Source organism: Bradyrhizobium sp. CB1015, from assembly GCF_025200925.1.
GTDB lineage: Bacteria > Pseudomonadota > Alphaproteobacteria > Rhizobiales > Xanthobacteraceae > Bradyrhizobium.
Genome location: NZ_CP104174.1, coordinates 7,427,151 through 7,440,779, shown reverse-complemented (window position 1 = coordinate 7,440,779; position 13,629 = coordinate 7,427,151). Strand labels below are relative to the sequence as shown.

The 13,629-nt window shown below is 64.4% G+C and carries 14 protein-coding genes and 2 pseudogenes; 6 read left to right on the top strand and 10 right to left on the bottom strand.

Going from position 1 to position 13,629, the window contains the following annotated elements; translation table 11 throughout:
- The first annotated feature begins 120 nt into the window (after window positions 1–120).
- The gene (locus tag N2604_RS34825) at window positions 121–1,341 is read left to right on the top strand and encodes an NAD(P)/FAD-dependent oxidoreductase (RefSeq protein WP_260372464.1); all 1,221 of its coding nucleotides are present in this window, start codon (window positions 121–123) and stop codon (window positions 1,339–1,341) included.
- A 172-nt stretch (window positions 1,342–1,513) separates the two neighbouring features.
- Here the strand turns inward: N2604_RS34825 and N2604_RS34820 are convergent, their stop codons facing one another.
- The 8 genes from N2604_RS34820 to N2604_RS34785 all read right to left on the bottom strand — a co-directional run bounded on the left by N2604_RS34820 (window position 1,514) and on the right by N2604_RS34785 (window position 8,815).
- On the bottom strand, window positions 1,514–1,714 hold the full coding sequence (locus N2604_RS34820; protein WP_260372463.1) for a hypothetical protein: 201 nt from the start codon (window positions 1,712–1,714) through the stop codon (window positions 1,514–1,516).
- A 294-nt stretch (window positions 1,715–2,008) separates the two neighbouring features.
- Complete coding sequence (gene flhA, locus N2604_RS34815; protein ID WP_260372462.1) at window positions 2,009–4,150, bottom strand: flagellar biosynthesis protein FlhA; 2,142 nt, start codon at window positions 4,148–4,150, stop codon at window positions 2,009–2,011.
- A gap of 320 nt (window positions 4,151–4,470) precedes the next feature.
- A complete protein-coding gene (locus N2604_RS34810) occupies window positions 4,471–4,773 on the bottom strand; it encodes a copper-binding protein (RefSeq protein ID WP_260372461.1) in 303 nt (100 codons plus the stop codon).
- 17 nt (window positions 4,774–4,790) lie between these two features.
- The gene (locus tag N2604_RS34805) at window positions 4,791–5,246 is read right to left on the bottom strand and encodes a cupredoxin family protein (RefSeq protein ID WP_260376372.1); all 456 of its coding nucleotides are present in this window, start codon (window positions 5,244–5,246) and stop codon (window positions 4,791–4,793) included.
- 32 nt (window positions 5,247–5,278) lie between these two features.
- Window positions 5,279–6,613: a multicopper oxidase family protein gene (locus tag N2604_RS34800; RefSeq protein ID WP_260372460.1), complete on the bottom strand. Its 1,335-nt coding sequence runs from the start codon at window positions 6,611–6,613 to the stop codon at window positions 5,279–5,281.
- Between the two features lie 13 nt (window positions 6,614–6,626).
- Window positions 6,627–8,054, bottom strand: coding sequence for a TolC family protein (locus N2604_RS34795; protein WP_260372459.1), 1,428 nt, complete (start codon window positions 8,052–8,054; stop codon window positions 6,627–6,629).
- Window positions 8,055–8,063: 9 nt separating this feature from the next.
- Window positions 8,064–8,345 (bottom strand): hypothetical protein, encoded by a 282-nt coding sequence (locus N2604_RS34790; protein ID WP_260372458.1) that lies wholly within the window; start codon window positions 8,343–8,345, stop codon window positions 8,064–8,066.
- A gap of 77 nt (window positions 8,346–8,422) precedes the next feature.
- Entirely contained in the window at window positions 8,423–8,815 is a 393-nt protein-coding gene (locus N2604_RS34785) for a hypothetical protein (RefSeq protein ID WP_260376371.1), read from the bottom strand.
- Between N2604_RS34785 and N2604_RS34780 the strand changes: the two genes are divergently transcribed.
- Together N2604_RS34780 and N2604_RS34775 are read left to right on the top strand one after the other, a co-directional pair.
- Window positions 8,802–9,047: a hypothetical protein gene (locus N2604_RS34780; RefSeq protein WP_260376438.1), complete on the top strand. Its 246-nt coding sequence runs from the start codon at window positions 8,802–8,804 to the stop codon at window positions 9,045–9,047. The two genes, N2604_RS34785 and N2604_RS34780, sit on opposite strands and share 14 nt — an antisense overlap.
- Window positions 9,001–10,266 (top strand): MFS transporter, encoded by a 1,266-nt coding sequence (locus N2604_RS34775; RefSeq protein WP_260376370.1) that lies wholly within the window; start codon window positions 9,001–9,003, stop codon window positions 10,264–10,266. The genes N2604_RS34780 and N2604_RS34775 overlap by 47 nt, the downstream gene beginning before the upstream one ends.
- Here N2604_RS34775 and N2604_RS34770 read toward each other — a convergent pair.
- Window positions 10,263–10,667: a DUF4864 domain-containing protein gene (locus tag N2604_RS34770; protein ID WP_260372457.1), complete on the bottom strand. Its 405-nt coding sequence runs from the start codon at window positions 10,665–10,667 to the stop codon at window positions 10,263–10,265. The two genes, N2604_RS34775 and N2604_RS34770, sit on opposite strands and share 4 nt — an antisense overlap.
- A gap of 224 nt (window positions 10,668–10,891) precedes the next feature.
- Here N2604_RS34770 and N2604_RS34765 point away from each other — a divergent pair, with 224 nt between their 5' ends.
- Window positions 10,892–11,269: a PRC-barrel domain-containing protein gene (locus N2604_RS34765; RefSeq protein ID WP_260372456.1), complete on the top strand. Its 378-nt coding sequence runs from the start codon at window positions 10,892–10,894 to the stop codon at window positions 11,267–11,269.
- A 93-nt stretch (window positions 11,270–11,362) separates the two neighbouring features.
- Here N2604_RS34765 and N2604_RS34760 read toward each other — a convergent pair whose 3' ends face one another.
- A complete protein-coding gene (locus N2604_RS34760) occupies window positions 11,363–12,280 on the bottom strand; it encodes a LysR family transcriptional regulator (protein WP_260372455.1) in 918 nt (305 codons plus the stop codon).
- Here N2604_RS34760 and N2604_RS39480 point away from each other — a divergent pair.
- A pseudogene (locus tag N2604_RS39480) lies at window positions 12,222–12,602 on the top strand (hypothetical protein); the annotation flags it as partial. The gene N2604_RS34760 and the pseudogene N2604_RS39480 sit on opposite strands and share 59 nt — an antisense overlap.
- A gap of 78 nt (window positions 12,603–12,680) precedes the next feature.
- Window positions 12,681–13,580 (top strand): annotated as a pseudogene (locus tag N2604_RS34750) (transposase); the annotation flags it as partial.
- Window positions 13,581–13,629: the final 49 nt, after the last annotated feature.

Below are 13,629 nucleotides of genomic sequence, written 5' to 3'. Positions count from 1 at the left end.
TATCGCTTCGCTCGACCCATCCTACGGCCGCGCTGCCGTATTTGTTCGGCGCCCGCTGTTGAGCTAGTCTGTCTGTGCGGGCAGGCCGCAGGTTTCCTCTGGAGAGTGCAGTAGGCGGAGATGGCGCGTATCGTCGTGCTCGGCGCCGGGTTTGCGGGCCTGTGGGCGGCCATCGGCGCTGCGCGCAAGCGCGAGGAGATCGGCGCAAGCGTGCGCGACATCGAGATCCGTCTCGTCGACCGCAATTCCTATCACAATATCCGCGTACGCAATTACGAGGCCGATCTCGCCGAGGTCGCGCTTCCGCTTCCGCAATTGCTCGATCCGATCGGTGTCAGCCACGGCCTCGGCGAGGTCGAGGCCATCGATCCGGCGCGGCGCGAAATCTCGCTGGTCACCAGCGCCGGCGCGGAGAGGCTGTCCTATGACCGCCTCGTGCTGGCGCTCGGCAGCGAGGTGGTGCGCCCCGACATTCCCGGCCCTGCCGCGCACGCCTTCGACGTCGACACCTATGCCGCGGCGCTGCGCCTCGAAGATCATCTGGTTTCGCTCGGACGCAGCGCGCCGTCTGCCGGCCATTCGACGGTAATCGTGGTCGGCGCCGGCTTCACCGGCATTGAAGTCGCAGCCGAGATGCCTGACCGCTTGGCGGGTGTAGGCATCACCGGCAACCGCCGCATCATCCTGGTCGATCCCAATCCGAGCGTTGGTGCCAGCATCGGCGCGCACGCGCGTCCCGTCATCGAGGCGGCCCTGGCTTCGCTCGACGTCGAGACGCGGCTCGGCGTGCGTGTCGCGTCGGTCGAGGCCGCAGGGATGCGTCTGACCTCGGGCGAGTTCATTCCGGCGCAGACGGTGATCTGGTGCGCAGGAATGCGTGCAAGCCCCTTGGCGGCGAGCTTTCCCGGCGGGCGCGATCGCCTCGGGCGCCTCCTCGTCGATCCCTTGATGCGGGTGGCCGATGTCGGCGGCGTGTTCGCGGCCGGCGACGTCGCCTCGAGCGTGATCGACGGGCTGCATCCGACCGTGATGTCCTGTCAGTTCGCCCGTCCCATGGGACGCTTCGCCGGCCACAACGTCGTCGCCGATCTCGTCGGCCTGCCCATGCTGCCGCTGCGGATCGACTGGTACGTGACCGTGCTCGACCTCGGCGGCTGGGGCGCGCTCTATACGGAAGGATGGAATCGCGAGGTCCGTGCCACCGGCGCGGCAGCGAAGGCGACCAAAGAGACCATCAACCGCAAGCGCATCTATCCGCCGCTCACCGGCAGCAAGGACGAGCTGTTCGCTGCCGCAGCGCCGACCGTGCAGGCGCCGCCTCCGACTTACGGGACGGGATGAAATTTCATCAGGGCTGCTCGCAATGACGAGGTACCCCAGACATGGGAAAGCGCCCGTGGGGGGCGGGCGCTTTCTGTAGTCGACTTGGGGTTGGGGTCGTCTACATATTCACGTGGCGACTTTGGGGGGCTGGTAAAGAGCCGCGTGAATTCACAAAACTCGTCAGATCTCCTTAGCGAACGAGCGAGGCGTTCGAGCTGGTGACAACGACCGGCTTGCCGGCCTTGATGACGCGGGCGGTCTGGGTCAGGCCTTCATCCGACCCCGAGCGTGCCGTGATGCCGAAGCCTGCCAACGCGATCCCTGCGACGAGGGCGACGACCACAATTTTCAAATGGGTCGCGCGATCGGCGCTGTAGATCGAGTGGTTCATGGAAGCCTCCTGCCGCCATCTACCCGAAGTAGTCGCCGGCCGTTTCAGGCAGGTTCATGCTTCCGGTGCCCAACAACGTAGTATTGGTCGGATTCGTTCCCAAGAGGCCATCACAAGAGCGTGATAGGACGTGAAAGATCGCGATCGAAGGCAACCCTTGATCGTTCTTTTATATAATTATTTCAACGCAGTAATGTGCCTCTCGCCGGACTTTTAGGCCTTTGGTCGACCTGGCGCCAGGAACTCAAAAACCATTTGCCTGTGGCTGAAAAACACACGGCTTCTTAAGGCAAATCAGATGCTTCCGACCGTTTTCAGCCTCGCCCTGGGGTGGATTTCGGCCTGCGATAGCACCGTGGTCTGGGCCCGGAATCGTTCCACCAGGGACCGCACGAAGGGCCGAATGGCCGCGGAGGTGACCAGCACCGGCGCCTCGCCCTCGCGGGCGGCGCGCTCGAAGGCCTCGCGCACGGCGGTCATGAATTCCGAGAGTTTCGAGGGCTGCATCGCAAGGCTGCGCTCCTCGCCCTGGCCGATGATCGATTCGGCAAAGGCCTGCTCCCATTTCGCCGACAGCGCGATCAGCGGCAGATAGCCGGCGTACGAGGTGTTTTGGGCGCAGATCTGCCGCGCCAGCCGCGCGCGGACGTGCTCGACCATGGTCGCGGGGTTGCGCGAGAAGGCGAGCGAATCGGCGATGCCTTCGAGGATGGTCGAGAGGTCGCGGATCGAGATGCGCTCGGCGAGCAGCAGCTGCAGCACGCGCTGGATGCCGGAGACCGTGACCTGGCCGGGGACGATGTCCTTGACCAGCTCGCTCTGCTCCTTCGGCAGCTCCTTGAGCAGCTTCTGTACCTCGCCGTAGGACAACAGGTCCGACATGTTGGCCTTGAGCAGCTCGGTGAGATGCGTCGACAGCACGGTCGCGGCGTCGACGACCGTGTAGCCCTTGAGCGAGGCCTCTTCCTTGAGGCTGGCATCGACCCAGGTCGCCGGCAGGCCGAAGGTCGGCTCGGTGGTGTGGATGCCGGGCACCTGCACCTGGCTGCCGCCGGGGTCCATGACCATGAACTGGTTCGGCCAGATCTTGCCGGTGCCGGCGTCGACCTCCTTGATCTTGATGATGTAGGTGTTGGCCTCGAGCTGGACGTTGTCGAGGATGCGCACCGCCGGCATCACGAAGCCCATCTCGATCGCGAGCGAGCGTCGCAGCGCCTTGATCTGCTCGGTGAGGCGGTCGGTGCCGTCGGGGCCATTCACGAGCGGCAGCAGGGCGTAGCCGAGCTCGATCTTGAGGTCATCGATCTTGAGCGCGGCCGAGATCGGCTCTTCCGTCGCGGCCGCCCCCGGCGCACCCGGGCTACCGGCCGCGGGTGCGGCCATGGCGGCCTGCTCGGCCTTGGCCGTCACCCGGTTGCGGTTGCGGGCGTTCCACGCGAGTGCGCCGGCGCCGGCGCCGAGCGCGAGGAACGGAAGAGTCGGAATGCCCGGCAGCGCCGCCAGCACCAGCATCACCGCCGAGGACATCGCGAGCGCCTGCGGATAGCCGGAGAACTGCTTCATCAGCGCCTTGTCGGCGGCGCCGGAGACGCCGGCCTTGGAGACGAGCAGGCCGGCAGCGGTCGAGACGATCAGCGCCGGCACCTGGGTGACGAGGCCGTCACCGACGGTCAGCAGCGTGTAGCTGCGCCCCGCGTCGGCGAAGGACATGCCCTGCTGCGCGACGCCGATGATCATGCCGCCGACGACGTTGATGAAGACGATCAAGAGGCCGGCGATGGCATCGCCCCGGACGAACTTGGAGGCACCGTCCATGGCGCCGAAGAAGCCGCTCTCGTCCTCCAGCTCCTTGCGCCGCTCCTTGGCGACCTTCTCGTCGATCAGGCCGGCGGAGAGGTCGGCGTCGATCGCCATCTGCTTGCCGGGCATGGCGTCGAGGTGGAAGCGCGCGGCGACTTCGGCGATGCGGCCCGAACCCTTGGTGATGACGACGAAGTTGACGATGATCAGGATGGCGAAGACGATGATGCCGATGACGAAATTGCCGCCCATCACGAAGCTGCCGAAGGCCTCGATGACGTGACCGGCCGCGGCCGTGCCCTCGTGCCCGTGCGACAGGATCAGGCGGGTCGAGGCCATGTTGAGCGACAGGCGCAGCATGGTCGAGATCAGGAGGATGGTCGGGAAGGCGGAGAACTCGAGCGGCGCCTGGATGAACAGCGAGGTCATCAGGATCAGGATCGAGAGCGTGATCGAGATCGCCAGGAACAGGTCGAGCACGATCGCGGGCAGGGGCAGGATCAGCACCACCAGGATGGTGAGGATGCCGAGCGCCAGCGCGATGTCGCCGCGCTTGAGGACGGTGACGATGTCGTTGAGGGAGGGGATGCCGGGCTTGGCGCTCCCTACGCCCTGTCCCGCGGTGACGTCGACCATGGTAGCTGCCTCCCCGCGCGACTGCCGTCCGCGCGCCCCAAACGTCTGCGCGGCGGCCGATGGACCGCCGTTCCGAAAGTGAGGCACCGCACTGGCGTCCACGGGAGCTCCCGTTCTAAACGCGGCCGACGACACTCGACTTCACCCGGCAATTTTTGCCCGGTGTATGGTTAGCAAAGGGTTAACGGAGGGGTGGGGAGGGGGCGGGGTGGGCGTTTTCCCCGTCATTCCGGGGCGGTGCGAAGCACCGAACCCGGAATCTCGAGATTCCAGGTCTGGTCCTGCGGACCATCCCGGAATGACGGCGCAGGTGGCGATCCCTACTTCGCCTTCTGCATCTTGGTCACCGTGTAGCCCGACGCCGCTTCCTCGGCCTCGAAGGTGATCTTGTCGCCGACCTTCACCTGCTTGAGCATGGCGGGATCCTTGACGCGATAGACCATGGTCATGGGATCATCCATGCCGAGGCTCTTCGCTGGTCCGTGCTTGAGCGTGATCTTGCCGGCGCCTTCGTCGATCTTCTTGACCTCGCCGCTGATCGCGGCGCCCTCGGCGGCGAGGGTTGCAGTCGCAAGGCCGACGGTCAGCGCCAGCGCGGCCGTGATACGGATGATGCGGTTCATGTGGATCTCCTTTCGCGTTACTTCACGGTGACCTGGCCGACCATGCCGTATTCGCGGTGGTCGGGAATGAGGCACGAATATTCGAAGGTGCCGGGCTTGCTGAACTTCCAGAGGATCTCGGTCGTTTTTTTTGGGGCGAGCCGCGCCGCGTTGGGCTCGTCGTGCTCCATGTGCGGATGCTTCTTCATCTGCTCCGCATGCGCGAGATTCTCCTTAGGTGTGGCCAGCAGGAATTCGTGGTCCTCCTTGCCGACATTGCGCAACACGAATCGGATCTGCTCGCCGCGCTTGACCTCGATTTTCGCGGGCGTGTAGTCCATTTCGTTCATCAGAACTTCGATGGTGCGTGCGGGCTTCTTGGGATCGCCGGGCTCGCCGGCCGAATAGTTTCCGTGCCCGTGCTTGTCGTGAGCAAGCGCCGGCGCGGTCGAAAGTGCGGCCAGCGCGAGGGCGAGCTTGATCGTGGTCTTCATCGTAGTCTCCAGTTGGTGGTTCATCGAAACGCTCACATCTTGTGCTTCATCGGCGGGCCGCCGGGTTTGTGCCGCGCCGGCTCTGCGGCCGGCGCCGTGACCTCGTAGGCGACAGTGCCTGGCGGGAACTTGTACGGACCAGGATCGCGGTAATCGTCGCGCGCGAGGTCTTCGCGGATCTTCATCACGGTGAACATGCCGCCCATCTCGATCGGCCCGAACTGGCCGGTGCCGGTCATCATCGGCAGCGTGTTGTCGGGCGCAGGCATCTCCATGTTGCCCATCGCCATGCCGGTCGAGCCCATGGCGATGCCGTCGGGCGCGAGCTTGCCGACGGCCTTGGCGAGATCCTTGCGCGACACGCCGATCAGGTTGCGCACGTCGTGTCCCATCGCGTTCATGGTGTGGTGCGACTTGTGGCAGTGGAATGCCCAGTCGCCGGGATTGTCGGCGAGCACGTCGAACACCCTGATGGCGCCGACCGGAACGTCGGTGGTCGTCTCCGGGATCTGCGCGCTCTCCGGAATCCAGCCGCCATCGGTGCAGGTCACCGCAAAGCTGTGGCCGTGCAAATGGATCGGATGGTTGGTCATGCTGAGATTGCCGATGCGCACGCGCACCTTGTCGCCGAGCCGGACCGGCAGCGGATCGATGCCGGGAAAGACCCGCGCGTTCCAGGTCCACATGTTGAAGTCCGTCATCTCGTTGACGTGCGGCAGATAGGTGCCGGGGTCGACGCGATAGGTGCTCATCACGAACACGAAGTCGCGGTCGACGGCGCGGAAGTTCGGATCGCGCGGGTGCACGATGAACATGCCCATCATGCCCATCGCCATCTGCACCATCTCGTCGGAATGCGGGTGGTACATGAAGGTTCCGCTCTTCTTCATCTCGAATTCATAGACGAAGGTCTTGCCCGGCTCGATGTGCGGCTGGTTCAATCCGCCGACGCCGTCCATGCCGCTCGGGATGATCATGCCGTGCCAGTGCACCGTGGTGTATTCGGGCAGTCTGTTGGTGACGAAGATGCGCACCTTGTCGCCCTCGACGGCCTCGATGGTCGGGCCCGGCGATTGCCCGTTGTAGCCCCACAAATTCACCTTCATGCCCTCGGCGAACTCGCGCACCACCGGCTCGGCGACGAGATGGAATTCCTTCCAGTCGCCGTTCATGCGGAACGGCAGCGACCAGCCGTTCAGCGTGACCACGGGGCGATAGTCCGGGCCGCTGCTCGGATGCAGCGGCGGCTGCATCACCACCTTGTCCATGGTGGGGGCTTCCGTAATCGACGCGGCCTGGACGCGGCCTTGAATGGCCGATGCGCCGACAAGCGCGGCGGTGCCCAAAAATCCTCGGCGGGAAAACATCTTGGCCTCCGTCTCAGTGGCCGCCGCCTTCGGCAGGTGCTGCCGCGGCAACGGTGGTTGGATTGTCGCCAACGGCGGCGGGCAGACCGCCGCCGTTGACGGCGGTCTGCAGATCGGCCTGGGCGAGGAAGAATCTCTGCCTGGCGTCGATCGCGCCGCGCAGCGCCGCGAGGCGCTGCCGCGCTTCGGTGAGCAGCGCGAAGATGTCGACCTGCATGCTGGAGAAGCGCAGCTGCATCTCCTCGGTGATGATCTTGCGCAACGGGATGATCTCGCGCTGGTAGTGGCCGGCGATGTCGTAAGTGGAGCGGTAGACGCGATAGGCGTCGCGCGCCTCGGAGCGCACATTGACGGCCCGCTCGGTCAGGCGGTTGAAGGCGAGATTGTAGGTCTCGGTGGCCTGGCGCACGCGCACCTCGCCGCCGTCGAAGATCGGAATCTGGAACTGCAGGTCGAAGCCGCGCTCGCGGAACGGCGGCCCTTCCGGATCCTGGGTGCGGCGGGAGATGCGGGCGATATCGAGCAGCGTCACGAAGCGCGTCGCCTCGGTGAGGTTCAGCGCCTTCGCCAGCGCGGCCAGCTCCAGCCGCGCGATCTGCAGGTCGAGGCGATGCGCCACCGCATCAGCCTCGATCATGGAGAGGGCCAGCGGCCGGCCCGGCAATGGCGGCAGTCGATTGGGCAGGCGGAAGTCGAGACCGTCGTCCCACAGCCCCATCTGGCGCGCCAGCTTTTCGCGTGCGCTTCCCGCCGCCTGTCGCGCGCTGGCGAGGTCGGCGGTGGTCTCGGCATAGAACACCTGCTCGCGGGCCTGGTCGAGCTTGTTGAGCGAGCCGGTCTCGCCGAGCTTGAGCGCGAGCTGTGCGGTCGATTCCGCCGTCGCCTTCGCGTCGGTCAATAGCCCCACCATCTCGCTCGCGGCAACCGCGCGGACATAGGCGCGGCGCACGTCCGAGGCGTGCCGCAGCGTCGCCAGCGCGGCGCGCAGCTGCGCGCCGCGGAAGCGTTCCCGGGCGATCTCGGACCGGAACGGCAGGGTGGCGAGCGCGAGGATGTCGCCGACCACCTGGCGCTCGATCTCGCTGGCGCCATTGCCGGTGATGCGCGAGACCGCGAACACCGGATTGGGCGGCAGGCTCTGCTCGACCAGCTCGGTCTCCGCCAGCGCCAGCTCGTTATAGGCGGCCTGCAGTCCCTTGTTGTTGAGCAGCGCGATCTGCACGGCGGCGTCGACGCTGAGGGTGCGCGAGAGCAGCTGGCGGACGCGGGCATCGACCGCGGCGGCGCCCTCGGCCGAGCGCACGAAGGCGACGTCCTTGTTCATGGTCCGGCTCGTCAGATCCGAGACCTCGGTCATGCCGCCGTCGGGCGAGAACGCGGCGCAGCCGGACATGCTGAGCGCTGCGATGACGAGCAAGCCTCGCGCAAAATGCTGTGACATGGCGCGCTCCTACCGGTCTTGCTTCGGCTGCGGCGTCACCGCCTCGTTGCGGCCGCGCCAGGGTGCCGGGGTCGCAGGCCGCAGGCTGGTATAGGGCGCGATGGTCGAGCGATAGCCGATGGGGGCCACCTTCGCCGCCGGATCGGCGGGATCCGCGCTGGCCATGTGCATCGTTGCCGGCATGCAGCCGGACAGTGCCGGCGCGGCAAAGGCCAGCAGCAGCCAGATGAAACGTGAGTGTCGTTCACCCACCGCGGATGCGGCAGATTTCGCCCCGGAGAGCGCAAGCATGTCTTAATTCCCGATCTGAAAGACCACAGGTTCGCGCGCGCAAAAGCGCGCGTCGAAACCGACGTCGTCGTGTCAGATCAGGTGATGGGAGGGCGGTAGTGCTGGGGCGGCGCGGCGCTGTGCAGGCTGGGCACGATCTCTGGCGCACAGGTTGACATCGGCCGGACCGGCGTGGCGACGCTGGGCAGATCGGCCGGCAGCGCGCTGACGCACATCATCGCGCAGCACGGGCCCACTGTTCCCTTGCCGTCGTGATGATTCGGAAGAGGTGCGTCCTTCGCGGCGGTCTGGGAAGCGGTGCCCGCATGCTCGTGCGGAACATCGCCATGGCTCGCAGCCATATGGTGATGCACCGGAACGAGGTCAGCCAGGGCCTCATCGCCAAGGCAGGGCGCAGCACTGCCCCAGGCAAGGCTTGCGGCCGGCGCGAGCACGCAGAACAGATAGGCGAGGGCGATGATTCGCCCCACCCTGATCCGCACCGATCGCGTCAATCGCAACAACATCCAGCCGATAGACTCCTCGCGCGGCAATGTTGCACACGCTTGTTGCAAACTAATGGCAAAAGACGCATTCGCCAAGAGCTTATTACCGCAGCGCACCGCGCATGCCCAATATCGCGGCAAGATGGTTGACCATGCGGCGGTCCGCCAACATGGTCCGGCCCATGCACGCGCCAAATCATCCAGGGCAAAAACCTGATACCTTCACCCCTGACTCCCGTCAGGCCTGGGTGCGACTCGTCATTGCCCTCGTGATCGGCTCGATCGGCGCCGTCGGCATGTGGGCGGTCGTGGTCGTGATTCCCGTGGTGCAGGCCGAATTCGCTGCCACGCGCGGCGCGGTGTCGCTGGCTTTCACCCTCATGATGTTCGGCTTCGGGCTTGGCGGCGTGATCGCCGGCAAGATCACCGACCGGTTCGGCATCGTGCCGGCGATGGCGATCAGCATCGCCTTCCTCGGCGTTGCCAACGTGCTCGGGGGCCTGTCGGGCCAGCTGTGGCAGTTCGTGGCGGCTTATTTCTTCATCGGGCTAGGCACTTCCGCGACCTTCGCGCCGCTGATGGCCGAAGCCTCGCACTGGTTCGAGCGCTATCGCGGATTGGCCGTGACCATCGTCGCCAGCGGCAATTATGTCGCCGGGACGATGTGGCCGCCGATCGTGAGCTGGGGCACGCAGGAGATCGGCTGGCGCTACACCCATATCGGCATCGGCATCGTCTGCGCCGGCCTGATGACGGTGCTGGTGCTGATCCTGCGCGCGCAGATGGGCCGCGACACCGTCCACGATCATGCCAATGCGCCGCCGCCGCGGGTCGATCTCAGGCTCTCGACCAATACGCTGACGGTGCTGCTCTCGATCGCCAGCATCTCCTGCTGCGTGGCGATGGCCATGCCGCAGGTGCACATCGTCGCCTATTGCGGCGATCTCGGTTATGGCGTCGCGCGCGGCGCCGAGATGCTGTCCTTGATGATGGGTTGCGGCATCGTCAGCCGGATCGGCTCGGGCTACCTCGCCGACAAGATCGGCGGCATCTACACGCTGCTGGTGGGATCGCTGGCGCAGGGCTTTGCTCTGGTGTTCTATCTGTTCTTCGACAGCCTGACCTCGCTGTATCTGATCTCCGCGATGTTCGGCCTGTTCCAGGGCGGCATCGTGCCGAGCTACGCCATCATCGTGCGCGAGGCGATGCCGGCGAGCGAGGCCGCGACCCGTGTCGGTATCGTGATCTTTGCGTCCGTGTTCGGCATGTCCTTCGGCGGCTGGGTGTCAGGCGTCATCTTCGATGCCACCGGCTCCTATGCCGCGGCATTCGCCAACGGCGTCGCCTGGAATGCGCTGAACATCGGCATCGTCGTGCTGCTCTTGATCCGCGCGCGGACGGGCTCGATCAAGACGGGGCCGGGTTTTGCCACCTAAACCGACTGTCCCGCCTTCAGCAGCGAGCAGCCGGTGATCTTGTAGCTGCCGTCGCCCTGCTGCTCGAGCGTGTAGAGCGCCTCCCAGGCCTCGCCATTGGCATCGATGATATGGACGCGCTGGGCAATCCAGCCGCCATCGGTCTTGCTCTCGCCGAATTCGAAACTCTTGTGACGATAGACCGGCGCGTAGCCGTTTTGCACCATGGACATGAAGATGTCGGGTGCGGAAAAGATCTCCTTGATCGCCGGTGCCGCGAAGGAATAGGCGGCGATCGCATCGTCGCGAACGAAGGCCTGCTCCTGGGCGCGGATGACGCTTTGGGCCGCCGCGACATCGCCGGCAAATGCTGCGGGATGACAGGCAACAATGAGAGCGACCAGCAAGGCTGCGATGCGCATGACAGGCTCCGCGTTGAATATCCCGGCAGAGGCGATCCTAGCACAGTTGCGGGGCAAGGGCGTGCACTCCGGATATCACGCGCTGGGCTTGGATGCTCCAGATGCCCGCGCATCCCGGACAGCGACATAAACAGCAGGCAGCTGCGACATGTTCTCCTAAGACAGGAACGGCTCCGCGATCGCCGAGTTAAGCCGGCAAAACCACCTTATCAAGGAGCAAAGTCATGGCCCGTGCAACAGCCCATCCGGATCATCACTGCATCTCAAGCGAGGACATTGAGGGAACCGAGGTCTATGGAGCAGATGGCAAGAATATCGGCGAGATTGATCACCTCATCATCGACAAGGTGTCAGGCCGCGTGGCTTATGCGGTCATGAGCTTTGGTGGATTTGTGGGCTTGGGTCACAGCCACTACCCCATTCCCTGGGGCGCTCTGACATATGACACGTCGCTTGGCGGTTTTCGAACCAATATCACCGAGCAACAGCTGAGGGATGCGCCTGAGTTCAGCGATGACTCCTGGGAAGATCGAGACTGGGAAATGCGAACTCACCGGTATTACGGAACGCCAACATACTGGGAAGGGCGAGGTGGCCTATAATGCCAGCGGCGCGTCAGGACAGCTGAACTGACGCCGGCACCAACATCAGAGGTCGTGCAAGTCGCCGATGGCCAAGAGCGGACTGACTTGTCCTCACTGGATCGGAGGAGTGGACTTCGCAATGCTTCGGACCACGTTCAGAAACTGCTTGAGCACTGGCGAAGGGTCGCTACGACGAAAGGCAAGGCCGAGAAATGCCTTTGGCCCGGGCGCCCGCAAGCGCCGATAGGCTATTCCGGCAATTCGAACGCTTTGCATTGTCGATGGGATCACGGCGATGCCGAGCCCAGCGGCAACCAGGCTTAGCGTGGATGTGATCCTGGGCGCTGGTTGCCCGAGCTTGGGCATGAACCCGGCGGCTCGGCATGCTGCAATGGTCTCGTCGTGCAGGCCCGTACCCTGCGGACCGATCAGGATAAACGGATCGTTGGCCAAGCTCGCCAGCGATATCGATTGGGCCTTGCCGCGCTTCGCAATCGGATGATTGCCGGGCAAGGCAACGATCATGGGCTCCTCCTGAAGCGGCGTGACGACCACTCCCTGAGCAAGGACCTGAGGGGCGCGAACAAACGCAACATCCATTTGGTCGTTATCGAATTTGCTGACGACCTCGTTGCTCAATCCCTCTTCAAGCACCAGCGATACCATGGGGAAAGCCTCACGGAACGCGCGGATCGATTTGGGTACCAGCGGGATGAAAGGCGCGGTGGGCGCGATGCCCACGCAAAGACTGCCTTGTTCACCACGCGCCGCACGGCGAGTGATCTCCATCGCACGGTCGAAACGAGCAAGCATGCTCTTTGCTTCAGGCAGCAATGCATGACCCGCGCTGGTCAGTTCAACTCCGCGCGGCAAGCGGCGAAACAGCTGAACTTTCAGCTCTCGCTCCATGAGACGAATCTGCCGGCTGAGTGGCGGTTGCTGCATATCGAGCCGCTCGGCGGCACGAGTGATGTGCCCCTCTTCAGCAACCGCGACGAAATACCGAAGCCGTGCAAGATCGATTGCCATACCGATTAGGTATCAGATTTGCACTTTGCGTGCCATAGCTCATCCGGGTGCCAGCCGTATGGTCATGCGGATCCGAACGGAAAGGATCCTAGCCATGCTGATGCGTCGCCGCGCCTTCGTCGAATTGCTGGCAGCTGCGGCCGCCCTGCCGGCGCTTCCGCCGGTTGCGCATGCCGATGATTATCCCTCACGTCCCGTACGGCTTGTCATTGGATTTCCGGAAGGTGGGCCGGTCGATATCGCCGCCCGTGTGATTGCTGGCGGGCTGTCAGATCGATTGAGCCAACCTGTCGTGGTGGAAAATCAGCCCGGCGAAAGCGGCAACATGGCAACCCGATCGGTCGCGCGAGCCAAGCCGGACGGATATTCGCTGCTGGTGTGCGGTCCTGTGAACACCCGCGCCGATCGGCAGGAGCCATCGGAAGCGATCAGCATCAAGACGACGAGGATCAAGGAAAAGATCGCTCGGCTGAAGCAGGAGATGAGCCGCCTGGAAGTGCTTGATGCGCGGATGCGCAACACGGCGGATCAACAGATATCACTCACCGATCCGGATGCCCGTTCGATGGCCACCAGCGGACGCGGATCGGGCGTGGTCGGCTACAATGTCCAGGTCGCGGTGGACACCGAACACCATCTGATTGTTACGCACGAGGTCATAAACGTCGGCAACGATCGTGGGCAGCTTGCCCGGATGTCGAAGCAAGCCAAAGAAGTGCTCGAAGTAGACAAACTCGAGGCGGTCGCTGACCGTGGCTACTTCGACGGAGAGGAGATATTAGCCTGCGAAGAGGCTGGCGTTGCAGTCACCTTGCCCAAGCCTATGACGTCGAACGCCAAGGCGGAGGGCCGGTTCGGCAAACAGGACTTTGCGTACCTGCCTGATGAGGACGTCTACCGCTGCCCATCGGGCCAGCTGCTGCCCTATCACTACACCAACATCGAGCATGGGATGACGCTGCGCCGTTACTGGTCGACAGCGGCGTGCCAGGGCTGCGCGATCAAGAGCCAATGTACGCCGTCCAAGGAGCGCCGCATCACGCGGTGGGAGCATGAGCATGTGGTCGAGGAGGTTCAGAGACGGCTCGATTCCAATCCCGACGCCATGCGGACGCGGCGCGAGACGGTCGAGCATCCCTTCGGCACGATCAAGGCCCGTATGGGTGCGACCCACTTCCTGATGAAGCGCCTGCGCAATGTCGCTGCTGAGATGGCGCTGCATGTTCTCGCCTATAACCTCACACGGGTGATGAACATCCTCGGCAAACCGAGCCTGATTGCAGCCATCCGCGCCGCCTGACGGCGGGAAGTGCGTCCAAAATTGCATCCCCGGTCGCGATACCTAATTT

Excerpts from the sequence above, each read along its gene's own strand:
- N2604_RS34770 (WP_260372457.1), bottom strand. The coding sequence starts at position 10,667 with ATGCGCATCGCAGCCTTGCTGGTCGCTCTCATTGTTGCCTGTCATCCC.
- N2604_RS34780 (WP_260376438.1), top strand. The coding sequence starts at position 8,802 with ATGATTCGCCCCACCCTGATCCGCACCGATCGCGTCAATCGCAACAAC.
- N2604_RS34760 (WP_260372455.1), bottom strand. The coding sequence starts at position 12,280 with ATGGCAATCGATCTTGCACGGCTTCGGTATTTCGTCGCGGTTGCTGAA.
- N2604_RS34795 (WP_260372459.1), bottom strand. The coding sequence starts at position 8,054 with ATGTCACAGCATTTTGCGCGAGGCTTGCTCGTCATCGCAGCGCTCAGC.
- N2604_RS34810 (WP_260372461.1), bottom strand. The coding sequence starts at position 4,773 with ATGAACCGCATCATCCGTATCACGGCCGCGCTGGCGCTGACCGTCGGC.
- N2604_RS34775 (WP_260376370.1), top strand. The coding sequence starts at position 9,001 with ATGGTCCGGCCCATGCACGCGCCAAATCATCCAGGGCAAAAACCTGAT.
- N2604_RS34765 (WP_260372456.1), top strand. The coding sequence starts at position 10,892 with ATGGCCCGTGCAACAGCCCATCCGGATCATCACTGCATCTCAAGCGAG.
- N2604_RS34805 (WP_260376372.1), bottom strand. The coding sequence starts at position 5,246 with ATGAAGACCACGATCAAGCTCGCCCTCGCGCTGGCCGCACTTTCGACC.
- flhA (WP_260372462.1), bottom strand. The coding sequence starts at position 4,150 with ATGGTCGACGTCACCGCGGGACAGGGCGTAGGGAGCGCCAAGCCCGGC.
- N2604_RS34820 (WP_260372463.1), bottom strand. The coding sequence starts at position 1,714 with ATGAACCACTCGATCTACAGCGCCGATCGCGCGACCCATTTGAAAATT.
- N2604_RS34790 (WP_260372458.1), bottom strand. The coding sequence starts at position 8,345 with ATGCTTGCGCTCTCCGGGGCGAAATCTGCCGCATCCGCGGTGGGTGAA.
- N2604_RS34825 (WP_260372464.1), top strand. The coding sequence starts at position 121 with ATGGCGCGTATCGTCGTGCTCGGCGCCGGGTTTGCGGGCCTGTGGGCG.
- N2604_RS34800 (WP_260372460.1), bottom strand. The coding sequence starts at position 6,613 with ATGTTTTCCCGCCGAGGATTTTTGGGCACCGCCGCGCTTGTCGGCGCA.